Annotated in this window: 17 protein-coding genes and 1 tRNA gene; 4 read left to right on the forward strand and 14 right to left on the reverse strand. The window is 40.7% G+C overall.

Annotation, left to right across the window (positions count from 1 at the left end; all coding sequences use genetic code 11):
- Positions 1–9: 9 nt before the first annotated feature.
- Genes IKN49_00475 through rfbF form a run of 9 tightly spaced genes read right to left on the reverse strand, consistent with a single transcriptional unit; the run spans position 10 to position 10808 of the window.
- Positions 10–1782, reverse strand: coding sequence for an ATP-binding cassette domain-containing protein (locus IKN49_00475; protein ID MBR3631535.1), 1773 nt, complete (start codon positions 1780–1782; stop codon positions 10–12).
- 8 nt (positions 1783–1790) lie between these two features.
- Entirely contained in the window at positions 1791–2750 is a 960-nt protein-coding gene (locus IKN49_00480; GenBank protein ID MBR3631536.1) for a DUF4422 domain-containing protein, read from the reverse strand.
- Complete coding sequence (locus tag IKN49_00485) at positions 2747–3799, reverse strand: DUF4422 domain-containing protein (GenBank protein ID MBR3631537.1); 1053 nt, start codon at positions 3797–3799, stop codon at positions 2747–2749. The genes IKN49_00480 and IKN49_00485 overlap by 4 nt, the downstream gene beginning before the upstream one ends.
- Positions 3800–3828: 29 nt before the next feature.
- Positions 3829–5760, reverse strand: coding sequence for a DUF4422 domain-containing protein (locus IKN49_00490; GenBank protein ID MBR3631538.1), 1932 nt, complete (start codon positions 5758–5760; stop codon positions 3829–3831).
- Entirely contained in the window at positions 5747–6781 is a 1035-nt protein-coding gene (locus IKN49_00495) for a hypothetical protein (GenBank protein ID MBR3631539.1), read from the reverse strand. Before IKN49_00495 ends, IKN49_00490 begins: the two co-directional genes overlap by 14 nt.
- Entirely contained in the window at positions 6778–8040 is a 1263-nt protein-coding gene (locus IKN49_00500) for an FAD-dependent oxidoreductase (protein ID MBR3631540.1), read from the reverse strand. Before IKN49_00500 ends, IKN49_00495 begins: the two co-directional genes overlap by 4 nt.
- On the reverse strand, positions 8031–9122 hold the full coding sequence (gene rfbG, locus IKN49_00505; GenBank protein ID MBR3631541.1) for a CDP-glucose 4,6-dehydratase: 1092 nt from the start codon (positions 9120–9122) through the stop codon (positions 8031–8033). Before rfbG ends, IKN49_00500 begins: the two co-directional genes overlap by 10 nt.
- Positions 9119–10018, reverse strand: coding sequence for an NAD(P)-dependent oxidoreductase (locus IKN49_00510; protein MBR3631542.1), 900 nt, complete (start codon positions 10016–10018; stop codon positions 9119–9121). Before IKN49_00510 ends, rfbG begins: the two co-directional genes overlap by 4 nt.
- A gap of 10 nt (positions 10019–10028) precedes the next feature.
- Positions 10029–10808, reverse strand: a complete 780-nt coding sequence (gene rfbF, locus IKN49_00515; GenBank protein ID MBR3631543.1) for a glucose-1-phosphate cytidylyltransferase — start codon at positions 10806–10808, stop codon at positions 10029–10031.
- A 237-nt stretch (positions 10809–11045) separates the two neighbouring features.
- Here rfbF and IKN49_00520 point away from each other — a divergent pair, with 237 nt between their 5' ends.
- Positions 11046–12725 carry a diphosphate--fructose-6-phosphate 1-phosphotransferase gene (locus tag IKN49_00520; protein MBR3631544.1) on the forward strand — a complete coding sequence of 560 codons (1680 nt, stop codon included), beginning with the start codon at positions 11046–11048 and terminating at the stop codon, positions 12723–12725.
- 62 nt (positions 12726–12787) lie between these two features.
- Here the strand turns inward: IKN49_00520 and galE are convergent, their stop codons facing one another.
- Complete coding sequence (gene galE, locus IKN49_00525) at positions 12788–13759, reverse strand: UDP-glucose 4-epimerase GalE (protein MBR3631545.1); 972 nt, start codon at positions 13757–13759, stop codon at positions 12788–12790.
- Between the two features lie 7 nt (positions 13760–13766).
- Positions 13767–14735, reverse strand: coding sequence for a hypothetical protein (locus tag IKN49_00530; GenBank protein MBR3631546.1), 969 nt, complete (start codon positions 14733–14735; stop codon positions 13767–13769).
- Positions 14736–14795: 60 nt separating this feature from the next.
- Here IKN49_00530 and IKN49_00535 point away from each other — a divergent pair, with 60 nt between their 5' ends.
- Together IKN49_00535 and IKN49_00540 are read left to right on the forward strand one after the other, a co-directional pair.
- Positions 14796–15995, forward strand: coding sequence for a hypothetical protein (locus tag IKN49_00535; protein MBR3631547.1), 1200 nt, complete (start codon positions 14796–14798; stop codon positions 15993–15995).
- A gap of 79 nt (positions 15996–16074) precedes the next feature.
- Positions 16075–16150, forward strand: a tRNA-Ala gene (locus IKN49_00540).
- A gap of 178 nt (positions 16151–16328) precedes the next feature.
- On the opposite strand, the gene IKN49_00545 is transcribed toward IKN49_00540, so the two are convergent.
- Both IKN49_00545 and smc read right to left on the reverse strand, forming a co-directional pair.
- Entirely contained in the window at positions 16329–17072 is a 744-nt protein-coding gene (locus IKN49_00545; GenBank protein MBR3631548.1) for a metallophosphoesterase family protein, read from the reverse strand.
- The gene (smc, locus tag IKN49_00550) at positions 17072–20536 is read right to left on the reverse strand and encodes a chromosome segregation protein SMC (protein MBR3631549.1); all 3465 of its coding nucleotides are present in this window, start codon (positions 20534–20536) and stop codon (positions 17072–17074) included. The genes IKN49_00545 and smc overlap by 1 nt, the downstream gene beginning before the upstream one ends.
- A 284-nt stretch (positions 20537–20820) precedes the next feature.
- On the opposite strand from smc, the gene IKN49_00555 reads away from it, so the two are divergent.
- On the forward strand, positions 20821–21045 hold the full coding sequence (locus tag IKN49_00555; protein MBR3631550.1) for a hypothetical protein: 225 nt from the start codon (positions 20821–20823) through the stop codon (positions 21043–21045).
- 77 nt (positions 21046–21122) lie between these two features.
- Here IKN49_00555 and IKN49_00560 read toward each other — a convergent pair whose 3' ends face one another.
- On the reverse strand, positions 21123–23033 hold the full coding sequence (locus IKN49_00560; GenBank protein MBR3631551.1) for a DUF4422 domain-containing protein: 1911 nt from the start codon (positions 23031–23033) through the stop codon (positions 21123–21125).
- Positions 23034–23431: the final 398 nt, after the last annotated feature.

The following is a 23431-nucleotide window of genomic DNA, read 5'->3' on the forward strand; positions in this document are numbered from 1 at the left end:
ATAAACACGCTATTTATTTTCATGCGGTTTAAATTGCATGGAGTAGAGAGCCGCGTAGGCACCTGCTTTCTTAAGCAATTCGTCATGCGTTCCTTCTTCCGCAATTTTTCCATCATTAATCACCACAATTTTGTCGGCGTTTTGAATCGTGGACAAGCGGTGGGCAATGACAATTACCGTACGGTTCTTCATCAAGTTATCCAACGCTTCTTGCACCACTTTTTCAGATTTGTTATCCAATGCGCTGGTCGCCTCGTCCAAAATTACAATCGGCGCATTCTTTACAAATGCCCGCGCAATAGCTAAACGCTGTTTCTGTCCGCCGGAAAGTAAAATGCCGCGTTCACCAATCTCGGTGTCCAATTGCTGGGGTAATTCTTTGACAAAAGTGTCCAAACAGGCATTTTTCAAAGCCGCCCAAATGGTCTCTTCACTGGCGCCGGCGTTGCCCAATAAAATATTTTCCCGAATCGTACCGGAAAATAAGAAATTGTCCTGAAACACCATGGCAATTAATTGACGTAAACTTTTCTGTTGTACATCACGTATATTATGCCCGTCAATTTTAATGGCCCCTTGTTTAATTTCATAGAGTCGGGGCAACAGAGCAGAAATAGTGGTCTTTCCGCCACCGGAATTACCCACCAAGGCTACCGTACTGCCTACAGGAATTTCTAAATTAATATCCTTCAAGACCTCACGACCCGGGACATATTCAAAATGCACATGTTCAAAGGTAATCTTTTTGCGTACTTCTGTTAAAACAAGAGCATTGTCCCGATCTGTAATACTGGGTTGTAAATCTAAAATTTCAAAAATACGGACAATAGCCAAGAACGAATTTTGAATGGCAATATAGTTATTCCCGACAGATTTGAGCGGTGTATATAACATCATTAATGCCGCCACAAATGCCACAAAGTTACCACTGGTAATCTTCCCTGTAATAATCAAATGGCCTCCCCATCCGATTACAATAGCCACCCCAATAGACATCAAAAAGTGCATCAGCGGGCTAAGCCAGTTAGTTCTTTTGACCATCCGCATAGCCAAATCAAAGGTCATATCCGTTACATGATGGAAGCGGTGCTTAAATTCTTCCTCTAAGGTAAAGGAGCGAATGGTTTTATTTCCGGCAAACGTTTCGTTGTAAATGGTAATAATGTAAGATAAATTGCCGACGGTTTTTTTCATCAGATTTTTCATGTTTTTGCGCACTACGCTCATCGGATAAACAAAAAATCCCAACACAGCCACCGCCACTAAAGCCAGCTGCCACGAGTTGTACAATAATACACAAATCAAAGAGATAGATGAAAATGTTTTCGATAAAAATTGTTTGGTATTATTGACCAATCCGGAGGATGCAGTTTCAGCATCGTTAGAATAACGCATCACAATGGTACCGGAATTATTTTTATCAAAATAGCTGGTATCCATGGCAAGTAGCTTTTTATACAAATCGCGTTTGACTCCAATCGTGATTTTTTGCGCCACCCAGGTATTAAAATAGTTAGAAGCGTAAATTAAAATCCCCTGTACCACCGTAAATCCCACAATCAAAAAGGGAATCATGGCAGAAAAATGAGGTTGTTTATCCACCATCACTTTATCCATAAAGGGCTTAAGAAACATTGCCACGGCCCCGTCCAACGCACCCACCGGTATGGTAAGTGCCACGCCGACACAGGCCCGGAACCAATACGGCTTAATATAGGGCCACATTCGGCGAAAATTTTTAGCTAGTGTGTTTTTGTTGATAAGTTGTAATATTTTTTTCATAATAACCTTCACTTAAAAAAATGCAAAACGGCTAACTTAGAAGATAGGATATCATATTTACGTTGATATTTCTGACGCCACTTTCCCCATAAGAAAGTTTTGCCCCATTTATACTTTGCTAACTTGTGATACTCTTTGCAATCTTGCGGCATAAAAAATAATCCATTCATTTCAATCACACGTACATCTTTCTGTTTTTTCAGCTTCATCATAAAAAGCGACAGCGTAAATTCCCCCAAGTAGCCTAAAAACCGTTTTTTAGCTACAGAAAAACCGGTAGAATCTATTTGTGCATCGACGCTCTGCAAAACTGAAAACAGAAAATGACAATACTGATCAAATAAATCTTTACGCATGACCGACATATTACACAAATATCCATAAGTGCCGTTTGAAAATTGTTCCAGCTCTGTGAGATAATCCGGAAATAAATTTTTAACAGTAGCGGCCCAAACATCAAAAATTTCATAAGTCATTTCTTCCGAATGCAAAAAACAATCTCGCATATTTCCTTGCCCAATACGCGGAAGACTATTATACGGTTTAAGAACCATACAATCATACTGGGTAAAGTAAGAGCGAATGATATCATCTGTTAAATAAGTTAAATACCGCTCGCAAATAGGAGGAAACATATACACCGGTGACTGCGGTAGCCAAGTAACATCTTTATTCGGGATAGGCAGGGCCGGATTAAACAGAAAATGCCGTCTATCGTGCATCAGCCCTATAAAATCCGGATTTCCCAACTTATCTTGGTTTTTCCATGCCCAATATAACGCAGTCAACTCATTGTATTTTAGATTTTGTTTCGAGATATTTTCCCCACTATTGTCATGCAACATGTCCGGAAATAAGTCCGGCGCCAACGCACTACCCGTCTGAACAGGGCACAACACCTCGCTATTTATCGCGGGGCAACGTTGATCATGATGGGCAACAAGAATCTTAACTTTAGGGCTATTCATCGTTTTTTCAACTCTTTGAAAAACAATTCTTCTTCTAAATCCGTAATTTTACTTTCCAAGACAGCTAATTGTTTTTCTTGCATCTCTAATCTTTTTACCAATAACCGTGCACGGTTATGACGTTTCAGTTTAATCTGTTTACCAAACAGAACTAATACTTTGTGGGTGGAGGTATTGATAATGGCAAAATAATCAGACAGTTTTTTAGTAAAGGAACTATTTTTCTCCGTCAAGAACAAGGCGTCTAAGTAACTTATCTTACGCGATGATTCTTGCTGTAGTTTCATGACAAAAATGGTCAACAAATATTCCCCCAAAAATCCCAGGAAACGTTCCTCTTGTCCTTTAAACGAACTACTGTCCACCCGCTTATCTAATTCTTTTAGAACACGGAAACAGAACGAGGAATATTCAAAAAACAAATCTTTTTTCATGATAAACATATTACAAGCATGCAATGTGTGCCCGTACATAAATTGTCTAAGATACGGCACATAGTCAGGCGTTACATCACACACAACCTGGACAAATTGATTCCAAACATCCCGCCTACTACCCGGTACATAATTGAGGAAATGATGTTTCATATATAAATCACCCGGGGCAAACTGACGGATATCATAGGGTTTAATTACGTAACAATCCGCTTGTTCCTTTAACGTCGCCAGGATTGCTTCCGGATAGAGGTTTTTTTCACACGAAGCATCCTGGGCAGCGATTTTGTAAATGGGCATTCCGGGGAACCATGAAGCTTTATTCTGTAAGGAAAAGTTTTCATCAAACACAAAATGCCGGCGATAATGCATAAAACCTACATAATCCGGATTTCCTATTTCTTCATAATGCTTCCATACCCAATATTGGGCTGAGAGTTCATTATAACGCGGATTCTCTTTAGAAACATTATCTCCGGTATCATCTCCAAGCATTCCTTCAAAAGATTTCGTGGCGATGGCACGCCCCGTTTGAATCGGAGTAATAATTTCATTTTTAAACAATTTATGTTCGTCTTTATAAGAAATAAAAATTTTCACTTTTGGTGAGTTCATTTCATAATCCTATATTTTGCCTGTCAAAATTAGTTATGTTGGGAAAGCCAATGACGGGCTTGAGATACTTTTTGTTTATACATTGATTTTTTATTGTTATATTTGACTCGTAGGTTTCCCCAAACAAAAGGAAGAATTATTTTATATTTATAATAATGCAACAAGTTTTTATGATAGTTAAACAACAAGTTCGTATTCGCACTTAATTGCGTAATTTCATGCTTCCATTTTCGTTCTAATATCATTTCTAATATCATTTCATAGAAAGGAGTTTTGCGGGCATATTTCCACCAAATATCTGCCATTTCATTTTCTAAATAATACCAAGGTTTTTCACTTCCGGCAAAATGTATGATTTTTGGAGATAATCTATCTTGTTTGTATTTAACAGCAAATTCATAGGGCATCCACTCTATCATGGATTTATACACACTATTTAAAGTAGGAAAATTCCATGCAGAGGGAATATATTTGATAGTGGATTGAAAAAATTTGTTTAATCCATCTTGCTCTAATATTCTAAATTGCGTATGAGATACCAATTCTAATAATTTATTCGAATATCGATTTTTATTAAATTCTTCCACATTTAACAACATAACACCGGTATTAAAATAATTATATAGATTTTCTAAGTTCAACACATCTCGTGCATATTCTCGCCAGTCTAACTTTGGATTATTTACGAATATTCCCCAAATATAATCCTGCACGGCCCCTAAGGGATATTTATCAATATTGATATCATACAATTCTGCAATATCTGCATTAAATAATAAGTCCACATCTGTAAAAACTATTTTTTTATAATGCCTAAATATATAAGGAGAAACTAATCTAAAATAACATTCCAAGTTATAACAAGAAGGATAATGTAAATTATATTTTTCAAACAAATCAACCGGATTATAGAATCTTAAAGAAATGTTTTCTTGTTCAATTTGTTTTTTTAAAATTGCTTTATTTTCATCTGTAATATTTCGTTCAAAAACGACAATATCATAATTATGGTCTTTTGATACATGGTCCTGTAAAGATTGCAAACAAACTGATAAATAGGGCACATATTCATTACTCGAAGACATAGCAACAGCGACATTATTTTTTTGAAATACTGGAAATAATTCTTCTTGTTCTTTTGTATTTAAGAAATAAACGCCATCCAATTGTTTGATTTTAAGATTTGAATTTTTTTCTTTCAAATGCACAAATAGAGTTAATAACATCTCGCCAAAATAGCCACAGAATCGAAGTGCTTGTGAGGAATAACCTTGTATATCAATTTTTTTAGTTACATTTTCTAAAATCTTAAATAAAAAACTAGAATATTCAAAAAAGAGCTCTTTTTTCATGACAAACATATTACATAAACATTGAAAATTAGTTGTCTTAAGATAGTTGACCTCTTTTTGCAACTCAGGATATAATTGTAAAATTGACTCTATTAAAATATCAAAATTTTTTCCATTTGCTTGAGGAACATTTTGGGTATAACAATCTCTAATGTTACGAAAAGTTGGATTTATTTTCTGAATATCAATTTTTTTTAAAATCAATATATCGTTTCCCAAAACTGCATTTTGTATTGCCAAATCAGATAAATTTGTTTCTATATAAGACGTAGTTATTGACGGCTCAAAAAATATAGTATGATTCAACCATCTTTGATTTGAATGTTCATACGCCTCATTAAATAAAAAATGCCGACGATAATGCATGAAACCCACATAGTCCGGATTGCCTATTTCTTCATAATGCTTCCACACCCAATATTGGGCAGACAGTTCATTATAACACGGATTTTCTTTGGAAATATTATCCCCCGTATCATCACCCAACATATTTTCAAATACTTCATTAGAAATAGCTCTTCCTGTTTGAATGGGGGATATGATATTCGAGCGTAAAACTTTATTTTTTTCTTTATATGTTACAAATATTTTAATATTACTTTTCATCATGTTGATTGATAACTATTTTGAAACCTAAAATCATAATAATTTTATAACTATAAAATTTTTTTATCGAAAACAAATATTGATACCAACGATATTTACATGTATTATACAATCTGTTTTTAATTATCTTATAGTATGGTGTTTCTTTGGCATACTGCCACCAAATATTTGCTTTATCTTCATCAGGATCATGCCAGGGTTTGTTACCACCCAAATAATGAATAATTTTTGGGCACTGCCAACTAGCTAAATAAATTTCTTTAGTTTTCGGAGGCATCGCACTTAATAAATCTGTTATCCAATGCGTCTTAGTAGCTGTATTCCAAGAATAATCTAAAAATTCAATGTTACCATAAAATAGGGAGTTGATTGCGCATTGTTCTTGGGTTTCAAATTTATTATTATTGATTAATACAAATAACTTTGAAATATATTTTTTCCAATCAAAATGTTGGATATCAAACACTAACACACCCGTATTTACATATTGATAAGGATCCTCAATCTTTAAAACTTCTTTACAATATTGTTCTTTTAAATCAGGCCGTTGATTTATTATTCCGTGCCATACTAAATCAATAGCAGCAAGAAGAGGTTTTCCGTTCATTTTGACATTATTCAAATATTGAATATCTTCATTAAAGATTAAATCAATATCTGTAAAAATTAATTTATCATAATGATTAAAAACTAATGGAGCAATAATTCGATAATAGCATTCTTCTTTAAAATAATTATGAGAAATATGTAATTTTACATACTGGAAATATTTTTTGGGATTAAAAAATCTTAAAGAAATATTTTTTGATTCAATGTACGATCGTAATATCTTTTTATCTTTATCTTTGATTTCAGATGTAAATACCACAATATCATAATTACATGTTGAAGAAGTATGTTCTTTTAATGAATTCAAACAAACTGCTAAATAGGGGACATAAGCCTCTGAACTACTCATTGCAATAGTTACATAATTAGAAGAAAATACGGGCTGTATTTTGTCAACATTTAGATTTATCATCAAATGATCTCCCGGCCGCTTTCGAAGGCTTGATGTGTCCAATAATACGCCCATTGTCCAAAGCGCCCTATACTTTCTATCCCAACAGACTTTAAATAATCTAATACGATTTGGCGGTTTTTGTAAATATCCTTATCAAAGGTAATATTGGCATATTTTTCAAACCGTATATCTTGCACCGCAATTTCTTCCGGCTTAAAAAGCCCCATACTCGAAAGTTTTTCAATGGTATTTTTAAGCACTTCTTCTTTAGTGGGAACTTTTGCTTTACAATCAAAGAAAATTTCCGCTTGCAAAGAGCTACATCCATCCGGCACATTGTCGGGTGATTTCATACTGGGCGAATAGACACGCGCCGGCAAAATATCTTCATCGTAAATATAAAACCATAAATATTTTGCCACATCGGGCCGCTTAAATCCTAATGACACCATATACCCACACGTATTATGCAGTGCGGCTGCGGCTCTTTTTACTTCTTCCGGCATTCCCTTTACAATATGGGCCATTTCCGGCAAAGGGATCGAAGAAATTAAACGCGTGTAAGGCGTTGTGGTGCCATCGGCAAAAGTAACGGTTTTGGCCTGCGGATCAATTGCTACCGCTTCTTTGTTGAACTGAATATCCAACCCCTCGCGGCATGTATCTAAAATAGAGCGAAATCCCCCTTTTTTAGGGTAGCGCATATATTTGGTGTAATAGAAATTTTGTTGTTGTTCTTCAAAAGCTCCCGCCAACACCTGTGTTAAATCCGGCGCGTGCATCCGGTTGCCCACCCACTTGGTTTCCAACTGCCGCGGCTCTAACCCCCAATATTTGCGGGTATAGCGAAACGGAAAATTTTCCGCAAAATAATTACCGTACTGCACACGAAGCCACTCTTCGTAATTTTTCAAATCTTGCACTTCTTTGTGCGGACGATTAATAAAATCTGTGATGATTTTTACTTTTTCTTCGGTAGGTAACGGTGCTAAATTATTTTGTGCCGGGTGCTTGAGCCAGTACCCTTTATAATAGTTGCTCGATACCGGCGGATGTTCTAAAAGAGGGGAAGAAGTTTCAAAAATTCCTTTGATATAGGGATCATCTGTAAAAGTAAAATGCACAAAACGATCAAAGCGGAAACCTTTTATTGTAAAGTTTCCGCATAAACCGCCCCAGTCGTTTGTCTTTTCATAAATAACGCTGGGTTTATTTGCCTTTTTAAGATGGAAGCCGGCAGAAATGCCGGCTATCCCTGCTCCTAAAATTACTATTCCCACAGATAACCTTTATCCATATGCGCCTGAATTTGCTTTTGGCAGAATTCAAACATATCATCTTTATGCAACGCTTCTTTATACCAATCTACTGTAAATTCAATTGCTTCATGCAAATTAAGCATCGCTTTCCATTGCAACATACGGTATGCTTTCGTTACGTCTAAACTCAGCAAAGTATTTTCATGCACCATTTCCACGCCGGACACATCTACTACTTTGCCTTTTCCGTAGTATTTAACTAAGTATTCCACCACTTCCCATACGGTTTTATTACATTCAATGGAAGGGCCAAAGTTAAACCCTTGGGCATACCCGACCGGGTCTTCCATTAGTTTTTGTCCTACGCGCAAATAGCCGGACAACGGTTCCAACACATGTTCCCAAGGGCGGGTGGCATGCGGGCTACGTATTTCAATATCTTTTCCTTCTTCAATGTAGCGAATGCAATCGGGAATCAACCGGTTATCACTCCAGTCTCCACCGCCAATAACATTTCCGGCGCGCACGGATGCGATTGCTTTGCCATGCTTGGCATAATCTTTCGGATTAAAGAAAGAATTACGGTACGAAGCGATCATTAATTCCGTACAACCTTTAGAAGAAGAATAAGGATCATAACCGCCCATACGGTCGGTTTCTTTATAGCCCCAAATTTGTTCTACATTTTCATAGCATTTATCAGAAGTAATCATGATGACCGTTTTGATAAAATCAAATTTTCGCACGGCCTCTAATAAATTTAATGAACCCATCAAATTAGTTTCATATGTATATTTAGGGTTTTGATAAGAGGCACGTACCAGAGCTTGTGCGGCCAGGTGAAAAATAATTTCCGGTTTGTATTTGGCAATAACTTCTTCCAGTCGGGCACTATCGCGCATATCTCCGCGTTCATCGGCAAATAAATGATTTTTTAAGTGAGATGCACAATAATTGCTACGTTGAGAGTACGGGTCCAAAGCATATCCTATGACCTTCGCTCCCAAAGAAGTCAGCCAAATAGACAACCAACTTCCCTTAAAACCGGTATGTCCGGTCACCAAAACTGTTTTTCCACGGTACACATCGTTAAATGCTTTCATTTTATATGCTCCTTCCACCAATCAATAGTTTGTTTTAATCCTTCTTCCAAAGTATATTTAGGTTTCCATCCCAAGGACAAAAGCTTGGCATTATTTCCCACCACTACTTCATCCCCAAACGCTGCCGGGATAGCACCCCATAAAATTTTCCCTTTAAAGTCCGTCATTTCGGCAATTTTTTGCACAATATAGCGTAATTGCACCGGCTTACCGGAGCAAATGTTTACCGATCCATTTACGTCGGACTCAAACACCGTCACAATTCCACGAGCAGTATCTTCGACATGCAGATAATCTTGGAACTTAAGACAATCGCTTACTTTAACATCTTCCCCTTTCAAACAAGACACCATCACCGACGGCATCAGGCGTTGAGGCTTTTCGTTAGGACCGTATAAGTTAAAAATCCGCGGCCATTTGAAAGCGATATTATTTTGTTTGCAGAATATCTTAGCTAGATGATAGACGGAATTTTTACCATTCCCGTACATGGTACCGGGGTCAGTAGGAGTAACATCTTCGGTAAAATAACCGTACTTATACTCATATTCCGAAATGGTACCCGCACCTAGGAAGCGTTTGCCGCCGTTTTCTTTGAAACTTTTCAGCAGGTTCAAGGTGGCTACCACCCAGTCTAAATTTAAGTCGGACCCATGGCATCCTTTCCCTACGTACCAAGCCAAATGAATCAAACTTTCAAACTTATGTTCTGTCAGAAAAGCATTAACCGCTTGTCCATCCAGCACGTTCATTTCATGTTGAATGAGCCCTTTTTGTTCCGGTGCAAAAGGCGGATAAACTAGGCTATGCACTTCATACCCTTTCTCCAATAATTGGCGTACTACTTGTTGCCCGATAAATCCGGTACCGCCCGTAATTAAAACACGCTTATCCATACAAATTTCCCTATTTATTCCACAATTTCCAAGGGGCTTTGCCTTGTTCCCACAGGGCATTTAAGTCCATTTTGTCTTTAAGTGTATCCATCGGATGCCAAAAACCGCTGTGTTTGTAAGCATTGAGTTGGCCGGCGTTGGCTAGGTTTTGCAAAGGTTCTCTTTCCCAAATTACTTGATCTCCGTCGGGAATATAATCAAACACTTCCGGCTGGCATACAAAAAACCCACCATTGACCCACATGCCGTCTCCTTTCGGTTTCTCTTGGAAACGCGTGATTTGACCATCATTTTCAATGTTCAATGCACCAAAACGACCCGAAGGCTGTACCGCAGTTAATGTGGCCAATTTGCCGGATTTTTTGTGGCATTCCACCAGTTTCTTAATATCCACATCGGCCACGCCGTCTCCGTACGTGAGCATAAACGGATGTTTGCCCACATAGTGGCGGGCTTGTTTGATGCGGCTGCCGGTCATGTTATTGCGGCCGGTATAAATCATGGTTACTTTCCAAGGCTCTGCGGAGGTGCGGTGAATGTCCACTTCATTGTTGGAGAAATTAATAGTTACGTCGGAGTTGTTGGTATAGTAGTTTAGGAAATATTCTTTGATTACTTCGCTTTTATAACCGCATAGGACAATAAATTCCGTAAATCCGTAATGCGTATAAAGTTTCATAATATGCCATAGAATAGGGTATCCGCCGATCTCTACCATTGGTTTAGGGCGCAAGGATGTTTCCTCGCCCAAACGTGTTCCGAGTCCACCTGCCAGCAACAATACTTTCATGATATCTGCACTCTCCTTGTTAAAAACCACGACATCAGCCCACATCCTAGCTGTGCGCCGACCTCTTTTCATTTTAGCACAAGTTTTGTTTTTTGTAAATCTAAATTGCTACTTCTGTAATCCCTAATCATATTGTAGCATTTATACACGCTACCAGCCATTGCTTTTTCCTCTAGCGCACCACGAAGGAAAATAAGTTTGCTATAATTTAGTAAATATTTTACTTTAGGAGCTGTTATGGCAAATAAAAACGCTGTTTCTCCTCTGCAACAGCACCGTTGCGCTTATAAACCGGTGCTGCCGGAAATCTTGAAAAAAGGCGCTTGCTTTATTAAACCCAAAGCAGGCAAAGCCACCCAAAGCGTGGCTGACCAAGCTGCAGTAAAGAAAATGTTCCCCCATACTTACGGTATGCCGGAGATCACTTTTGTAAAAGGAGCCAACCCGGCTATCGGCAAAAAAGCCATTAAAGCCGCCGTTGTATTGTCCGGCGGACAAGCTCCGGGCGGTCATAACGTAATTGCCGGCCTACTGGACGGATTGAAAAAAACCAATCCCAAAAACAAATTGTATGGTTTTTTGGGTGGCCCGAGCGGCATTTTGGACAATAAATTCAAAGAAATTACCCCCAAACTCATGGAAGGTTACCGCAATACCGGCGGTTTTGATTTAATCCAATCCGGACGCACCAAAATCGAAACCGAAGAACAATTAGCCACCGCATTAGCTAACTTGAAGAAAAACAAATTCAATGCATTAGTAATTGTCGGCGGAGATGATTCTAATACCAATGCCGGCGTGTTGGCGGAATATTTTAAGGCCCACGGGGCAGACATTTGTGTAATTGGCGTTCCCAAGACTATTGACGGGGACCTGAAAAATGACAAGATTGAAACCTCCTTCGGTTTTGATACCGCCACCAAAATCTATGCCGAAATGGTGGGCAATATCTGCCGCGATGTCAATTCGGCCCGCAAATACTGGCACTTCATTCGCTTAATGGGGCGCAGTGCTTCTCACATTACGCTGGAAGTAGCACACAAAACCCAGCCCAATGTCACCTTAATCGGCGAAGAAGTTTTAGCCAAAAAAATGACCTTGAAACAAATCATTGATTACTTGGCCGGCATTATTGCGGCACGGGCCAAACAAGGCAAAAACTTTGGTGTAGTGCTGGTACCGGAAGGGTTAATTGAATTTATTCCGGAAATGAAGGCTTTAATTGCCGCGTTAAATGACCTACTGGCAGACCATGAAGCCGCACTAAGCAAAATGAACACGGTTGCGGAAAAGAAAGCCTTCATCATTTCCAAATTGCCGAAAAAATTGGCCGATTTGATGAGTTCTCTACCGGAAGGAATTGCCGCACAACTGATGTTGGACCGCGATCCGCACGGCAATGTACAGGTTTCTTTGATTGAAACGGAAAAACTGTTAATTGATATGTTGCGCACCAAATTAGCCGCTCTCAAAAAAGCCGGCAAGTATAATGGCAAATTTTCCACCATTACGCATTTCTTCGGTTACGAAGGTCGCTGCGGAGTACCGTCCACCTTTGATGCCAATTATACGTACGCTTTAGGTTTTAATGCGGCCGCGTTGGCTCTCAATAACTGCACGGGCTATTTATCCTCCGTACGCAAATTGACCAAAAAAGCCACTCAATGGGAATGCGGTGGTGTACCTTTGACCATGATGATGAATATGGAACGCCGCAAAGGCAAAGAAAAACCGGTTATCCGCAAAGCCTTAGTAGAACTCAACGGGCCGGTCTTTAAGGCCTTTGCCAAACAACGTGATTTATGGGCGATGAGCGAATCCTATTTGTTCCCGGGACCGATCCAATACTTCGGGCCGGCCGAAATCACGGATATGACTACTTATACGCTGGCCTTTGAACGCGGCGGTAAGAAATAATCTGTAGGACATCACAAAACCCCCGCTTACCAAAGCGGGGGTTTTTAACGGATTCTTAAAGCTCAATACTTTTTATGCTCTTCCCAATTCCACGCTGTGGCAATAATATCCTTGAGCATATATTTTGGCTTCCAACCCAGCACTTCTTCGGCCTTGCCATTAGCGGCATATAATTCCGCCGGGTCTCCGGCACGACGAGCAGCCGTGCGCACCGGACATTTTTTGCCGGTTTCCGCTTCCACGGCGGCAATAATATCCTTAACGGAAGTCTTAACACCGGTACCTAAATTAATATATCCGCTATAACTATCTAATTTTTCTAATGCCAACCGGTGGGCTACTGCCAAATCTTCCACGTGAATATAATCGCGCAAACAGGTACCGTCCGGGGTGGGATAATCCGTACCGAAAATCTGGATGCAATCCCGCTTTCCCTGCACCGCACGCAATACCAGCGGAATCAAATGCGTTTCCGGATCATGAGACTCTCCGATAGATCCGTCACTGGAACACCCTGCCGCATTAAAATACCGTAGTGCTATGTATTTTAGGCCGTATGCTTTTGCATAATCGGCAAAGATATTTTCTACTACCAGTTTAGTGCGTCCATACGGATTAATCGGATGTTGTGGATGTTTCTCATCTATGGGAGTATATTGCGGCTCGCCATAGGTGGCACACGTGCTGGAAAAAACGATTTTCTTCACTCCGTGCCTAAGCATGGCTTGTAACAAATTCCAAGTTCCGATTACATTGTTTTGATAATATTTTTGCGGGTCTTGCACACTCTCGCCCACGCTGGCAAATGCCGCAAAATGTAACACTGCTTCAAAATCGTATTTTGAAAAAACCGCCTCCAAAGAAACCGGATCTAATAAATCCGCTTCTTCAAAAGCAGCCTGAGGATGCACAGCTTCCCGGTGGCCGCTGGACAAATTATCCGCCACCACGCAGTGATAGCCTTGTTCCACCAAATGTTTAACGGTATGAGAGCCGATATAACCCGCTCCGCCCATGACTAAAATAGATTTCATATTTTCCTCACTTACAACATTTACGGCGTACATATTTATACGGCCAAGTTACGATGTATTTTAAGAAACGCGCCGGATGCATTTGCGGGTCCGGAGAGCGTTCAAAGAAATCAAAACGTTGTAAGTCATACTTTTTAATAAATTTAAGCCACGCATGTTCTTTATCGGTATGGGGTTTACCGCCCATGGCTAAATACTCTTGGTAATACTTTTGCCACGGAGCATTATAGGTATAGGTCCAAAAACGCACCCCGCCGCCCGCACAATGATAGATTAGCACATCGTGGCAGTCTTTATCCAAGTATTTAGGGTTGGAAGGGAGGCAGTTGCAAATGTCCGGCAACACTTCTACCGGCACTTTGAACTCTTGGAACATCACGTTTACTACCCCTTGGTCCGGGCAGACTAAATTTTCCAACCACTCGGCTGTCTTATTATAACACCACATACGAAGTTCTTTGCGATGCGGGATTTGGTCTGTAAATAATGTCACCCCTGCATTGTAACACGGCACGGTCATATCATATTGCGGCAAGGGTTTGATAAAATTTTTGGTAATCAGCGTGAGACCCTTTTGCGTATCTTTGCACATGGCAACCCCGCCCTTAGAACCGAAATTGTCAAAAATATAAGATAAATCTCCGCCTATCATCACATCTACATCTACATAAAGCACTTTGGCATAGGTATCTAGCAAATCAAAAATTTCGTAGCGCGCAAAAGTGAGCTGAGTAAAATGCTTAAAATTGATATTCTCAAAATCGGTTTCTACCGCAAATTTATAGTCGGTAAATTTACATGGCAAAATGCGGTTCAAAAAGGCTTTATCTTCTTCGGTAAAACCTTGGTGGAAAATGAGTACGTCCGTATTTTCTAATAGTTTAGCGTTATGCTCTTTCAAACTCAGCAATGCCACACACAACGTAAATAAAAAGCGTTGATTACACGAAAAGAAAATCGCATTCTTTTTTGCCATAGTGTCTCCCTTTACTGAATATGATACAATTGTAGCATAAATTGATCAGGAGCCTGCTATATGGCTATTACAGAACCGGAATTTCAATTAGCATTACGTCAGCTGGAAGAACTTGCCAATTTATATGGCAAGAAAAGCGCATTGGTGCGCACGGCCCAAAAATTGCATCAACAACGCAAAATATGGAAACAAAAATTCAAATTATTCTGTTACCGGCTGACACACAAACCGGTACAGAAACCGGCCAGTCAATTAAAGATTTTAATTCATGTACGGGGCGGGATTGGAGATGTATGCATGACCCGTCTGTTTGTGGCGCACTTGCGTGAGTTGTTGCCAACAGCACAACTCTATTTTTGCTATGACCATCAAGCCGCAGTAGACATGGTATTTGCCGACGGGCTCATCAACGGATATGTTGCCCAACCGTATGACCCGCGCGACTATGATTTGGTAATAGCCGGTTGCCATGCTTTCCATTTTGATCATATGGATAAAACCCGTCTGCAACAATTGGCCCCCGAGTGGATTCCCGCTTTGGAGAAAGCCCAAAAATTGCAAGAGAAACTCGCCATTGTTACCAACAATACCCCGCACTTGGACGGACTGTGGGCACAAATTTCTATGAAGTACGGCTCGGCCCGCATTCCCAATATGGGGCTCACGGCTGGTGTTTTGGTGGGGCAAAATGATCGCGTCCCTTTGGAAATTAATTTAGATAAACTGGCCAAAACGCTTACGTCTTTTGGACTGTCTAATAAAAAATACATTACCATCCATGACGGAACCAATACAAATACCGATTTGCACGGACGCGCCGCCACACGCTGTTGGCCGCGCGCCAATTGGGAACAATTCGGACGCTTATTTAAGCAACAATTTCCCGATATCCAAATCGTGCAATTAGGAGCTTCCAATAGTGTTCCGTTTGATTTTGCAGATGTCTGTTTAGTAGGCAAGACCCAAGTGGCGGATTTACCTTACATATTGGAAGGAGCGCTACTACATGTAGATGGCGAAAGCGGTATGACACAACTGGCCAACTTAACCAGCACGCAAGCAGTCGTAATGTTTGGCCCGACCCCCGTCAAATACTTTGGGTACGAGCGCAATATCAATTTGCGGGCGGGTAAATGCCGTGAATGTATGTGTATCACGCCGGATTGGATGAGCAAATGTGCACTCTTTGAAACCAACCGCTGCATGCATGCGATCACTCCGCAAAAAGTGTTGGAAGCGGTAAAACAAGCATTGGGCTAAGCGGAACATCTGAAAAGAAAATTTGGCAAACGAAAAAAAAATTGCTATACTATATGGGTAGTAAGTAATCCCGTTTTACGGGCCCGTAGCTCAGCTGGGAGAGCGCCTGCATGGCATGCAGGAGGTCGCAAGTTCGATCCTTGTCGGGTCCACCATTTCAAGCCCTGCGCGTAAGCGTGGGGCTTTTAATTTGAGCCGAACAGGGTGCATTATAAGCAGGCGCTATTTCGCTTCCTAAAATGGCGCACAGGTCGCAAGTGTGGTCTTTGTCGGGTCCACCATTTCAAAGAAAAACCTGCTCGCAAGAGTAGGTTTTTTATTGGTAAGCAATTTTTACAATCCCAGTCCTAAACTTTCTATCAATGGTTCAGGCAGACCGGCCGCTTTCATTTTGTCTTGGGTTTTTTCGTAGGGGTAAGATTGGCGTAAAAAGTGGAATTCTTGCCGCTCGCTGTCCCAAATGCCAAAGGCAGCGCGGGTATCATTGTCGCGGGGCTTTCCTACAGAGCCCGGGTTAATCACATAACGTGCATTTTTATCTAATAGAAGCGTTTGTTGTTGGGTAACGGTGTGGACGTGGCACACTTGTTCATTGCCCAACATAAAAAAAGGAACGTGCGTGTGGCCCACAAACAAAATTTGCCCTTCCCACTTTTGATACATACTGTGAAACTGCATACTGCTAAAAAAGTATTCCTTAATAGGATCACGCGGCGTACCGTGTACAACTGCAAAATTTTCTTGCTGAATAATTCCCGGCAGATAAGAAATCGTGCGGATTGATTTTTTGCTTAATTGTTGAGCACTCCAATCCAGGGCTAAAAGTGCGTCTGTATTAAAGTATTCCTGCAGTTCCGGGTGGACAAAAATAGCATCGTGATTGCCCAATACTCCGATGGCTTTTCCGGCGGAAGATAATTCTAAATATTTTTGCACGCAGGCTTCCGGATCCGGGCCGTATCCCACCAAATCTCCGCAAAAAATATATTGGTCCACGCCGGCTTGTTGTAAACAACCCAACACCGCTTCAAAGGCTTCTAAATTACCGTGAATATCTGATAGGACTCCGTATTTCATCAGCGTGTTGCCAGGGCTTCCAGCTCTTCTTTTTTTGCCGTATCGGCTCTGTCGGCCAAATTGACAGACATTACTTTAGATACACCGCTTTCTTCCATGGTAATTCCATAGAGGCGGCGAGCCGATTCCATGGTACGTTTATTGTGCGTAACCACAATAAACTGGGTCGTGCTGGAGAATTCTTTAATCAAATGAACAAAGCGTTCCACATTGGCTTCGTCCAAAGCCGCATCCGCTTCGTCCATAATACAGAACGGGGCCGGATTATGGGTAAAGAAAGCAAACAACAAAGACAGCGCCGTCAAGGTTTTCTCACCGCCGGACATAGAAGAAATATTTAACAGTTTTTTGCCGGGCGGCTGGGCATAAATTTCAATACCGGTCTCTAATAAATTTTCCGGATCGGTTAACACCAGGTCACATTCTCCCCCGCGGAACAAGGTTTGATAAATGTTCTTAAAATGCATTTTAACCTGTTCAAAAGTATATTTGAAATTGTCCCGCGTGGTTACATTAATCTTATGAATAGCGGAACGCAAATCTTTTTTCGCTTCTTCCAAATCATTAATCTGACTCTTGAGGAAATTGTGCCGCTCGGACAGTGCGTCATACTCTTCCGGAGCGGTCATATTCACCGCGCCCATATTTTCAATACGTTTGCGCATCATTTTCACGCGCTCATAATCTACCTGCTTGTCCCCAAAATTAAGTTGCGCTTCTTCCGGCGTAATGTTCCAACTCTCAAACAAATGATTTACCACCGTCGTGCGTTGGCGGCGAGCATTAGCCAAAGCATTTTCCAAATCATTCTGTTTAATTTGTTGTTCCGAATATTGCTTCTTGTTGGCGTTTAACGCCGTCATTTTATCGTTATATTCTTTTTTCATCACTTCTACGGATTGGCGCAATTTATATTCGTCGGTCTCTAAAGCAGCTAACGCGTCTCTCTCCGTAGATAACTGCGCTTGGGTAGATAATTTTTCGGCGGCTAATGCTTGCAAGCGGGCATTGGCGGCTTGAGCCGCTTCGGCGCGTTTGCCTTCATTTTGCAACAGGGTATTATATTCAAATTCCGTTGATTTCAAATCTACTTCCACATTGTTACGGCGCAATTTAGCTTCATACAATTTTCCGTTGAGCTCATTTAATTGCACTTTGGTTTTTTCGGTCTGTTGTTGCAAATCCGCTTTTTGCGTTTTCAATGTTTCGGCTTTTTGCTTTAATTCTTCTTGTTGTTGGAGTAAATTATTCAAATCTTTTTCCAACTGTTGTAACTGTTGTTTGCGTTTTTCCACGCGTAGCAACAAATCCTCTTTTTGAGCGGCCTCGCGGGCTAATACTTCTTGTGCTTGTTTAAGTTCGCGCTCTTTAGATTGCAATTCCCCTTGCACGGCCCCCGCCGCCACCGCGGCTTCCTGCGCTTGCGCGCGCAACGTTTGAAGGGACTGTTCAGCCAGCGTCATGGCTTCATAACCTTTGATCATTTCTTTAGAAAGAGTTTCTTCTTGAGTTGTTTTCTCGGCCAATGTTTCTTTTACACTTTCCTCTTCACCCCAATAGGCTTCCGGCGCAGAAACAGCCGCACCGGCACTGAGGAAAAATTCTCCTTCCAGTCCGCCCTCGCCGTCGGTTTGATAAGAGCCGATTAACAGGGAAATTAAATTTTCCAGTTCAGCCGCATATTTCAATTCTTTTTGCAAAGACCCGGCGGCTTTCTTAACAGAAGGAACTTGATCTAAAATGATAAATTTGCAACGCGCCTTGTCCTGCGCCTGCAAGACTTTCACCGCCGCTTGCACGGCCGCGCGGTTATCACACAGCACCGCATCTAAATACTTTCCAAATGCTTCCTCTACCGCTGTAGACAATGCTTTTTTGTATTTCAATGCCTTGCGCAAAGTGCCTCTTACGCCGGCAATATGTGCTTTGTCAACAGCCTGCACCCCCAACCAATACGGATCATTGGCCCCGGCGGTACGTATCATTTCCAGTTTAGCGTTTAGAGCCGCTTTTTCTGATTTAATGGCCGAAAGTTGATCACTCATCGTGCTGCGTTTTTGGCGCAACTGAGAAAGGGATTGTTCGGCTTGCGTAATTTTTTCACGGGCTTGCTGAGCTTGCTGTTGTTTGCTTTCCAAGCGTTGGCGGATTTCAGACAAGGCCTGTTCGATAGCGTCCACACCGCTGCTGGCTTGGCTACGTTTTTCTAAAGTAATTAAATCTTCATTTTCGCGTTGTACATTGGCCTGTTCTAAGGAAATTTTATTCTGGCATTCCATTTGGCTCTGCACCAGACGCATCAAATCATTGCTCGCCCGCTGGATTTGTAAATCGGTATCACGCAAGGTTTGATCCTGCCGTTGGGAAGCGGCAAAAGCCTCGTTATACTCTTTCTGTAAAGGAGCCAATTGCTCATCGGCATGAGCCAGTTGCTCTTTTAATTTGGCAATTGCCGGCGCAATCTCTTTCAAGCGGTTTTGCCCGCGTTCGGCCTCACTGCCGGAGGCGGCCAACTGCGCAGTAAATTCTGCTGTTAGATTGTCGCAGTTTTTAATTGCTCCTTCCAAAAGCCCCACCTTATATTTACTGGCGGCAATTTTTTCGTTAAACGTAGTCACTTCTTGTTGTTTATGCGTTAAATTCAAATCCATGGCGGCCGTTTGACCTTCTTGGGCAGAGATTTGATTTTCCAAATCCGCCATGCGTTTGACAATCGGCTCTAATTCTGCGGTATGTTTAGCAATCAGCCCGTCGGCCTCTTTAATAGAACATAAGGAAATAGCGATTTCACTTTCTTTTAATTCTTCGCGGTATTTTTGATAAAGGCGGGCTTTGCGCGCTTCTCCGTCTAACTTTTTAATTTGTTCTTCAATCAGTACCACGGTATCTGATAAGCGCGCCAAATCTAAATCCACACGCTCCAAACGACGGATACATTCTTCTCGTTTCGCTTTATACTTAGATACACCCGCCACTTCTTCAAACATTTCCCGGCGTTGCTCCGGCGAAGCAGACAAGACACTTTCCACACCGCCCTGGTCGATAATAGCATATCCTTCTCCGCCGATACCGGTATCTAAAAACAAATCGCGTATGTCGCGCAAGCGGCATTGCACTTTATTCAAATAATATTCACTTTCTCCGGAGCGGAAAATTTTACGCGTGACGGTAATTTCATTAAAATCAAGCGGTAGATTGCGCGTGGAGTTATCAAAAATCATACTCACTTGCGCCATGTTCAGCGGAGCGCGTTTGGCTGTTCCGTTAAAAATAATATCCACCATAGAAGCAGAGCGCAATGCCTTCCAACTCATTTCTCCGATAGTCCACCGCACGGAATCAATCACGTTTGATTTACCGCAACCGTTGGGGCCCACCACACAGGTAATGCCCGGCTCAAAGTCCAGCCGCATACGGTCTGCAAATGATTTAAATCCGACAATTTCAATCGCTTTTAAATACATAAAACGTCCTCTGCTTAAACGGGGATATATAGGTATTATAACATTTAGCAGGGATTTCTCGTGAGATAACCCCTTCCTTATATATACTACGCGTACGACGTAAAAACGTCTCCGAGGAACGTTCGAGGAAAAATAACACTTGCAAAATGCAAGAATATTTATTAGACTTTTCTCGTAAGGGTCTTTGGACTCAACTGTTTGTGTGTAGGATTGCAAACAGCAAACCTTTTGATTAATTCAACCCAGACCCTGAAAGTAGTGCACTAAATAAGGAGGAAGTTAAAATGGCTGAAAAAGTAATGAAAATCGGCGTAGAACGCGAAGATGGTTTCTTGTACTATATTGATAAAGACGGCGATGTGGCCCGTGTACAAATGGCCCGCGGCGGCAAAAAAGGCGGAAAGCCCAAAAAAGTAGAAAAAACCGGCATTAAAAAAGAAAAAGGATATTTGTATTTCTTAGACAAGAAAGGCGATATCTCTCGTGCCAAAATGGTAAACGCCAAATAAGTTTGCGTTTTACAGAACACCCCGCAAAGTGTCGAATAGACGCGGCGGGGTGTTTTTACGTATAAATTGGTACATTTTTATCTCATTCCGTATATCTGACGTAATTCGTCTCTCATTTCCTGTATTTTTTGTTTATAATATTTACGTTTTTTCCCCCACGATAAGTATCTCTTAATACAGTAACGTTTATATTTCCAATATAATTTCCGATAATTGCACAATTGCTTCAGTTTATAATCTAAGGTTTGATTATATAAACGTTGCAAGAGAATCTCGTAATAAGGCGTTTTACGAGCATATTGCCACCAAATATGGGCATTAAAAGAAGTAGGGTCCTGCCAAGGTTTTATTCCGCCAGCGTAATGTAAGTATCCCGCAGATTGCAAAGCATTTCTATACCGCAGACGTAGTCGGTAGGGCATTTCATTAGCCCAGTTTTTATGATAAATAGGAATTAGGTTTTCTACATTCCATTTATCTTCTAAAAACCTTATTTTCCCTTTACATACTACGTTTAAAACATCTTGGTCTAAATACCGGGGAGTCTTCAAGCGACGCAACGTGGACAAACATTTGGCAGTCATATCAAATTGTTTCATTTGTTCAATATTGCACACCAACAAGCCAGCTTGAAAATATTCAGAAGGATTGGTTAAGTGTAATACTTTTTCATACGTTTGGTCGCCCGACAACCACTGACGTTCTGCCTCTATATCCCGGGCGGCTCCAAATAAAAAACCTTTCAAATCTGTATGAAAAACATCAGCCACATCTTGTAAAAATATTGCATCACAATCACAATAAACTATTTTTTCAAAATGAGCAAAAATATGCGGGATGAAAAAACGCGCATAGGTCGCTTTTGAAAACCAACCATAGGTATAAAATAATTCTTGCGGATACTGCGCCAAATAGCGAGATATATCCATATAACGAAATTGAACATTGGAGGTCTGTATAGAATTTAAAACCCGCTTGGTATCAGCCGTCAATCCATCGTCTAGTATATACGCCGTGTACGATAAAGAGGCAGAGGCATGGTCTATTAGAGATTGCAACGTAACAGCCAAATACGGCGCAAAAGCTTCGCTACTAGACATGCAGACCGAAATCTCTCCTTTTACCCGCGGTTTGATATCCAAAATCAGACGCATATCCCCCACTAATGTTCTTTTTAATTCTCTAATTTTGGCTACTTTATGCTGGTATTGATATGTCAAATAAATTCCTTGCAATCTTTCGCCTAAATGTCCTAAGAGCCTTATTTGTTGCTCTGTTTGTGTAGTAGGATTAGGCAGACACTCTGCTTCTTTTAGAAGGGGAAATAACCATTCACAATAATCAAAAAACCATTTTTTACTAGCTACAAAAATATTGGTAAAATATCCCTCCGCACCATGCAGATATTCTTGAGTAGCCCCTTTATATTCAGGTCTTTTTCGACATATGATACCCACCATATTATCCATATCTTGAATATTTAAATCGGGACTAACAGTTTTATACTGTTGGTAAGGAGAACCAGGCCCTAATTTATGCATATCGAGTTTTTGGCCTACCAGCACATCATATCCCTTTAAAGCATTTAGAATAGATTTTTCTTGTAATTGGTATTTTTGTATATAATTTGCATCCAATTGCGAACTATACAATAAGCCATATTTATCCGGTTCTTCCATATTATTCAGATCAAAACATAAATGCCTTCTGTAATGCATTAACCCAATATAATCCGGATTTCCTAATTTATCATAATTTTTCCACGCCCAATACATGACGCATAACTCATTGTAATACGAATTTTTGCTAGAAATATTATCTCCCGTGTTATCGCTGATGCAATTTTTGTGCAGCCACTCCTTGTCTTGGGCAGATAATGCTGTTTCATCTTCTATGGCACGGCCACTCTGGACCGGAACAAATATGTCACTTTTTAATAAAGTAGCCGGTTTATGGTAGGCAACTAATATTTTGATTTTTGGATTCATATAAATCTCCCAATCTACGATTTCGGAATCCACAAACAAACAATCTAGCCAACAAAAACGGCTGTTTGCCTAGAGACCATTCACGCCCTCTAAAACAAACAGCCGTGGTTTGCCGTCACGATTGACGGCAAACACTCGGCACCACACTTCCAAGGGATCAGCTCGGACGTGTAGTGCCTAAAACGACTGTTTTTGGTGTGAATGGGCTGCCTTTCGACAGCGCCCCCTACGGGATTCCAAAAACAGATAAATTTAAGTAAGCCGGATTAGGGCTTTGTTAACTCTTTTCTCCTGTTACTACCCCACTATATTACCAAATTTTATGCATCCTTGTTTTTTACGGATTTTTTCCTATACTACTTAATAGGTTCTACTTACCCCGCGGCAAGGAGGCTTAT

Source organism: Elusimicrobiaceae bacterium, assembly GCA_017528825.1.
In the GTDB taxonomy this organism is placed as follows: Bacteria; Elusimicrobiota; Elusimicrobia; order Elusimicrobiales; family Elusimicrobiaceae; genus Avelusimicrobium.

What these genes read in the sequence shown, in the direction of transcription:
- IKN49_00485 (MBR3631537.1), bottom strand. Translation starts at nt 3,799, where the DNA reads ATGAACTCACCAAAAGTGAAAATTTTTATTTCTTATAAAGACGAACAT.
- IKN49_00555 (MBR3631550.1), top strand. Translation starts at nt 20,821, where the DNA reads ATGGCTGAAAAAGTAATGAAAATCGGCGTAGAACGCGAAGATGGTTTC.
- smc (MBR3631549.1), bottom strand. Translation starts at nt 20,536, where the DNA reads ATGTATTTAAAAGCGATTGAAATTGTCGGATTTAAATCATTTGCAGAC.
- galE (MBR3631545.1), bottom strand. Translation starts at nt 13,759, where the DNA reads ATGAAATCTATTTTAGTCATGGGCGGAGCGGGTTATATCGGCTCTCAT.
- IKN49_00480 (MBR3631536.1), bottom strand. Translation starts at nt 2,750, where the DNA reads ATGAATAGCCCTAAAGTTAAGATTCTTGTTGCCCATCATGATCAACGT.
- IKN49_00545 (MBR3631548.1), bottom strand. Translation starts at nt 17,072, where the DNA reads ATGAAATACGGAGTCCTATCAGATATTCACGGTAATTTAGAAGCCTTT.
- rfbF (MBR3631543.1), bottom strand. Translation starts at nt 10,808, where the DNA reads ATGAAAGTATTGTTGCTGGCAGGTGGACTCGGAACACGTTTGGGCGAG.
- IKN49_00535 (MBR3631547.1), top strand. Translation starts at nt 14,796, where the DNA reads ATGGCTATTACAGAACCGGAATTTCAATTAGCATTACGTCAGCTGGAA.
- IKN49_00510 (MBR3631542.1), bottom strand. Translation starts at nt 10,018, where the DNA reads ATGGATAAGCGTGTTTTAATTACGGGCGGTACCGGATTTATCGGGCAA.
- IKN49_00560 (MBR3631551.1), bottom strand. Translation starts at nt 23,033, where the DNA reads ATGAATCCAAAAATCAAAATATTAGTTGCCTACCATAAACCGGCTACT.
- IKN49_00490 (MBR3631538.1), bottom strand. Translation starts at nt 5,760, where the DNA reads ATGATGAAAAGTAATATTAAAATATTTGTAACATATAAAGAAAAAAAT.
- IKN49_00530 (MBR3631546.1), bottom strand. Translation starts at nt 14,735, where the DNA reads ATGGCAAAAAAGAATGCGATTTTCTTTTCGTGTAATCAACGCTTTTTA.
- rfbG (MBR3631541.1), bottom strand. Translation starts at nt 9,122, where the DNA reads ATGAAAGCATTTAACGATGTGTACCGTGGAAAAACAGTTTTGGTGACC.
- IKN49_00520 (MBR3631544.1), top strand. Translation starts at nt 11,046, where the DNA reads ATGGCAAATAAAAACGCTGTTTCTCCTCTGCAACAGCACCGTTGCGCT.
- IKN49_00475 (MBR3631535.1), bottom strand. Translation starts at nt 1,782, where the DNA reads ATGAAAAAAATATTACAACTTATCAACAAAAACACACTAGCTAAAAAT.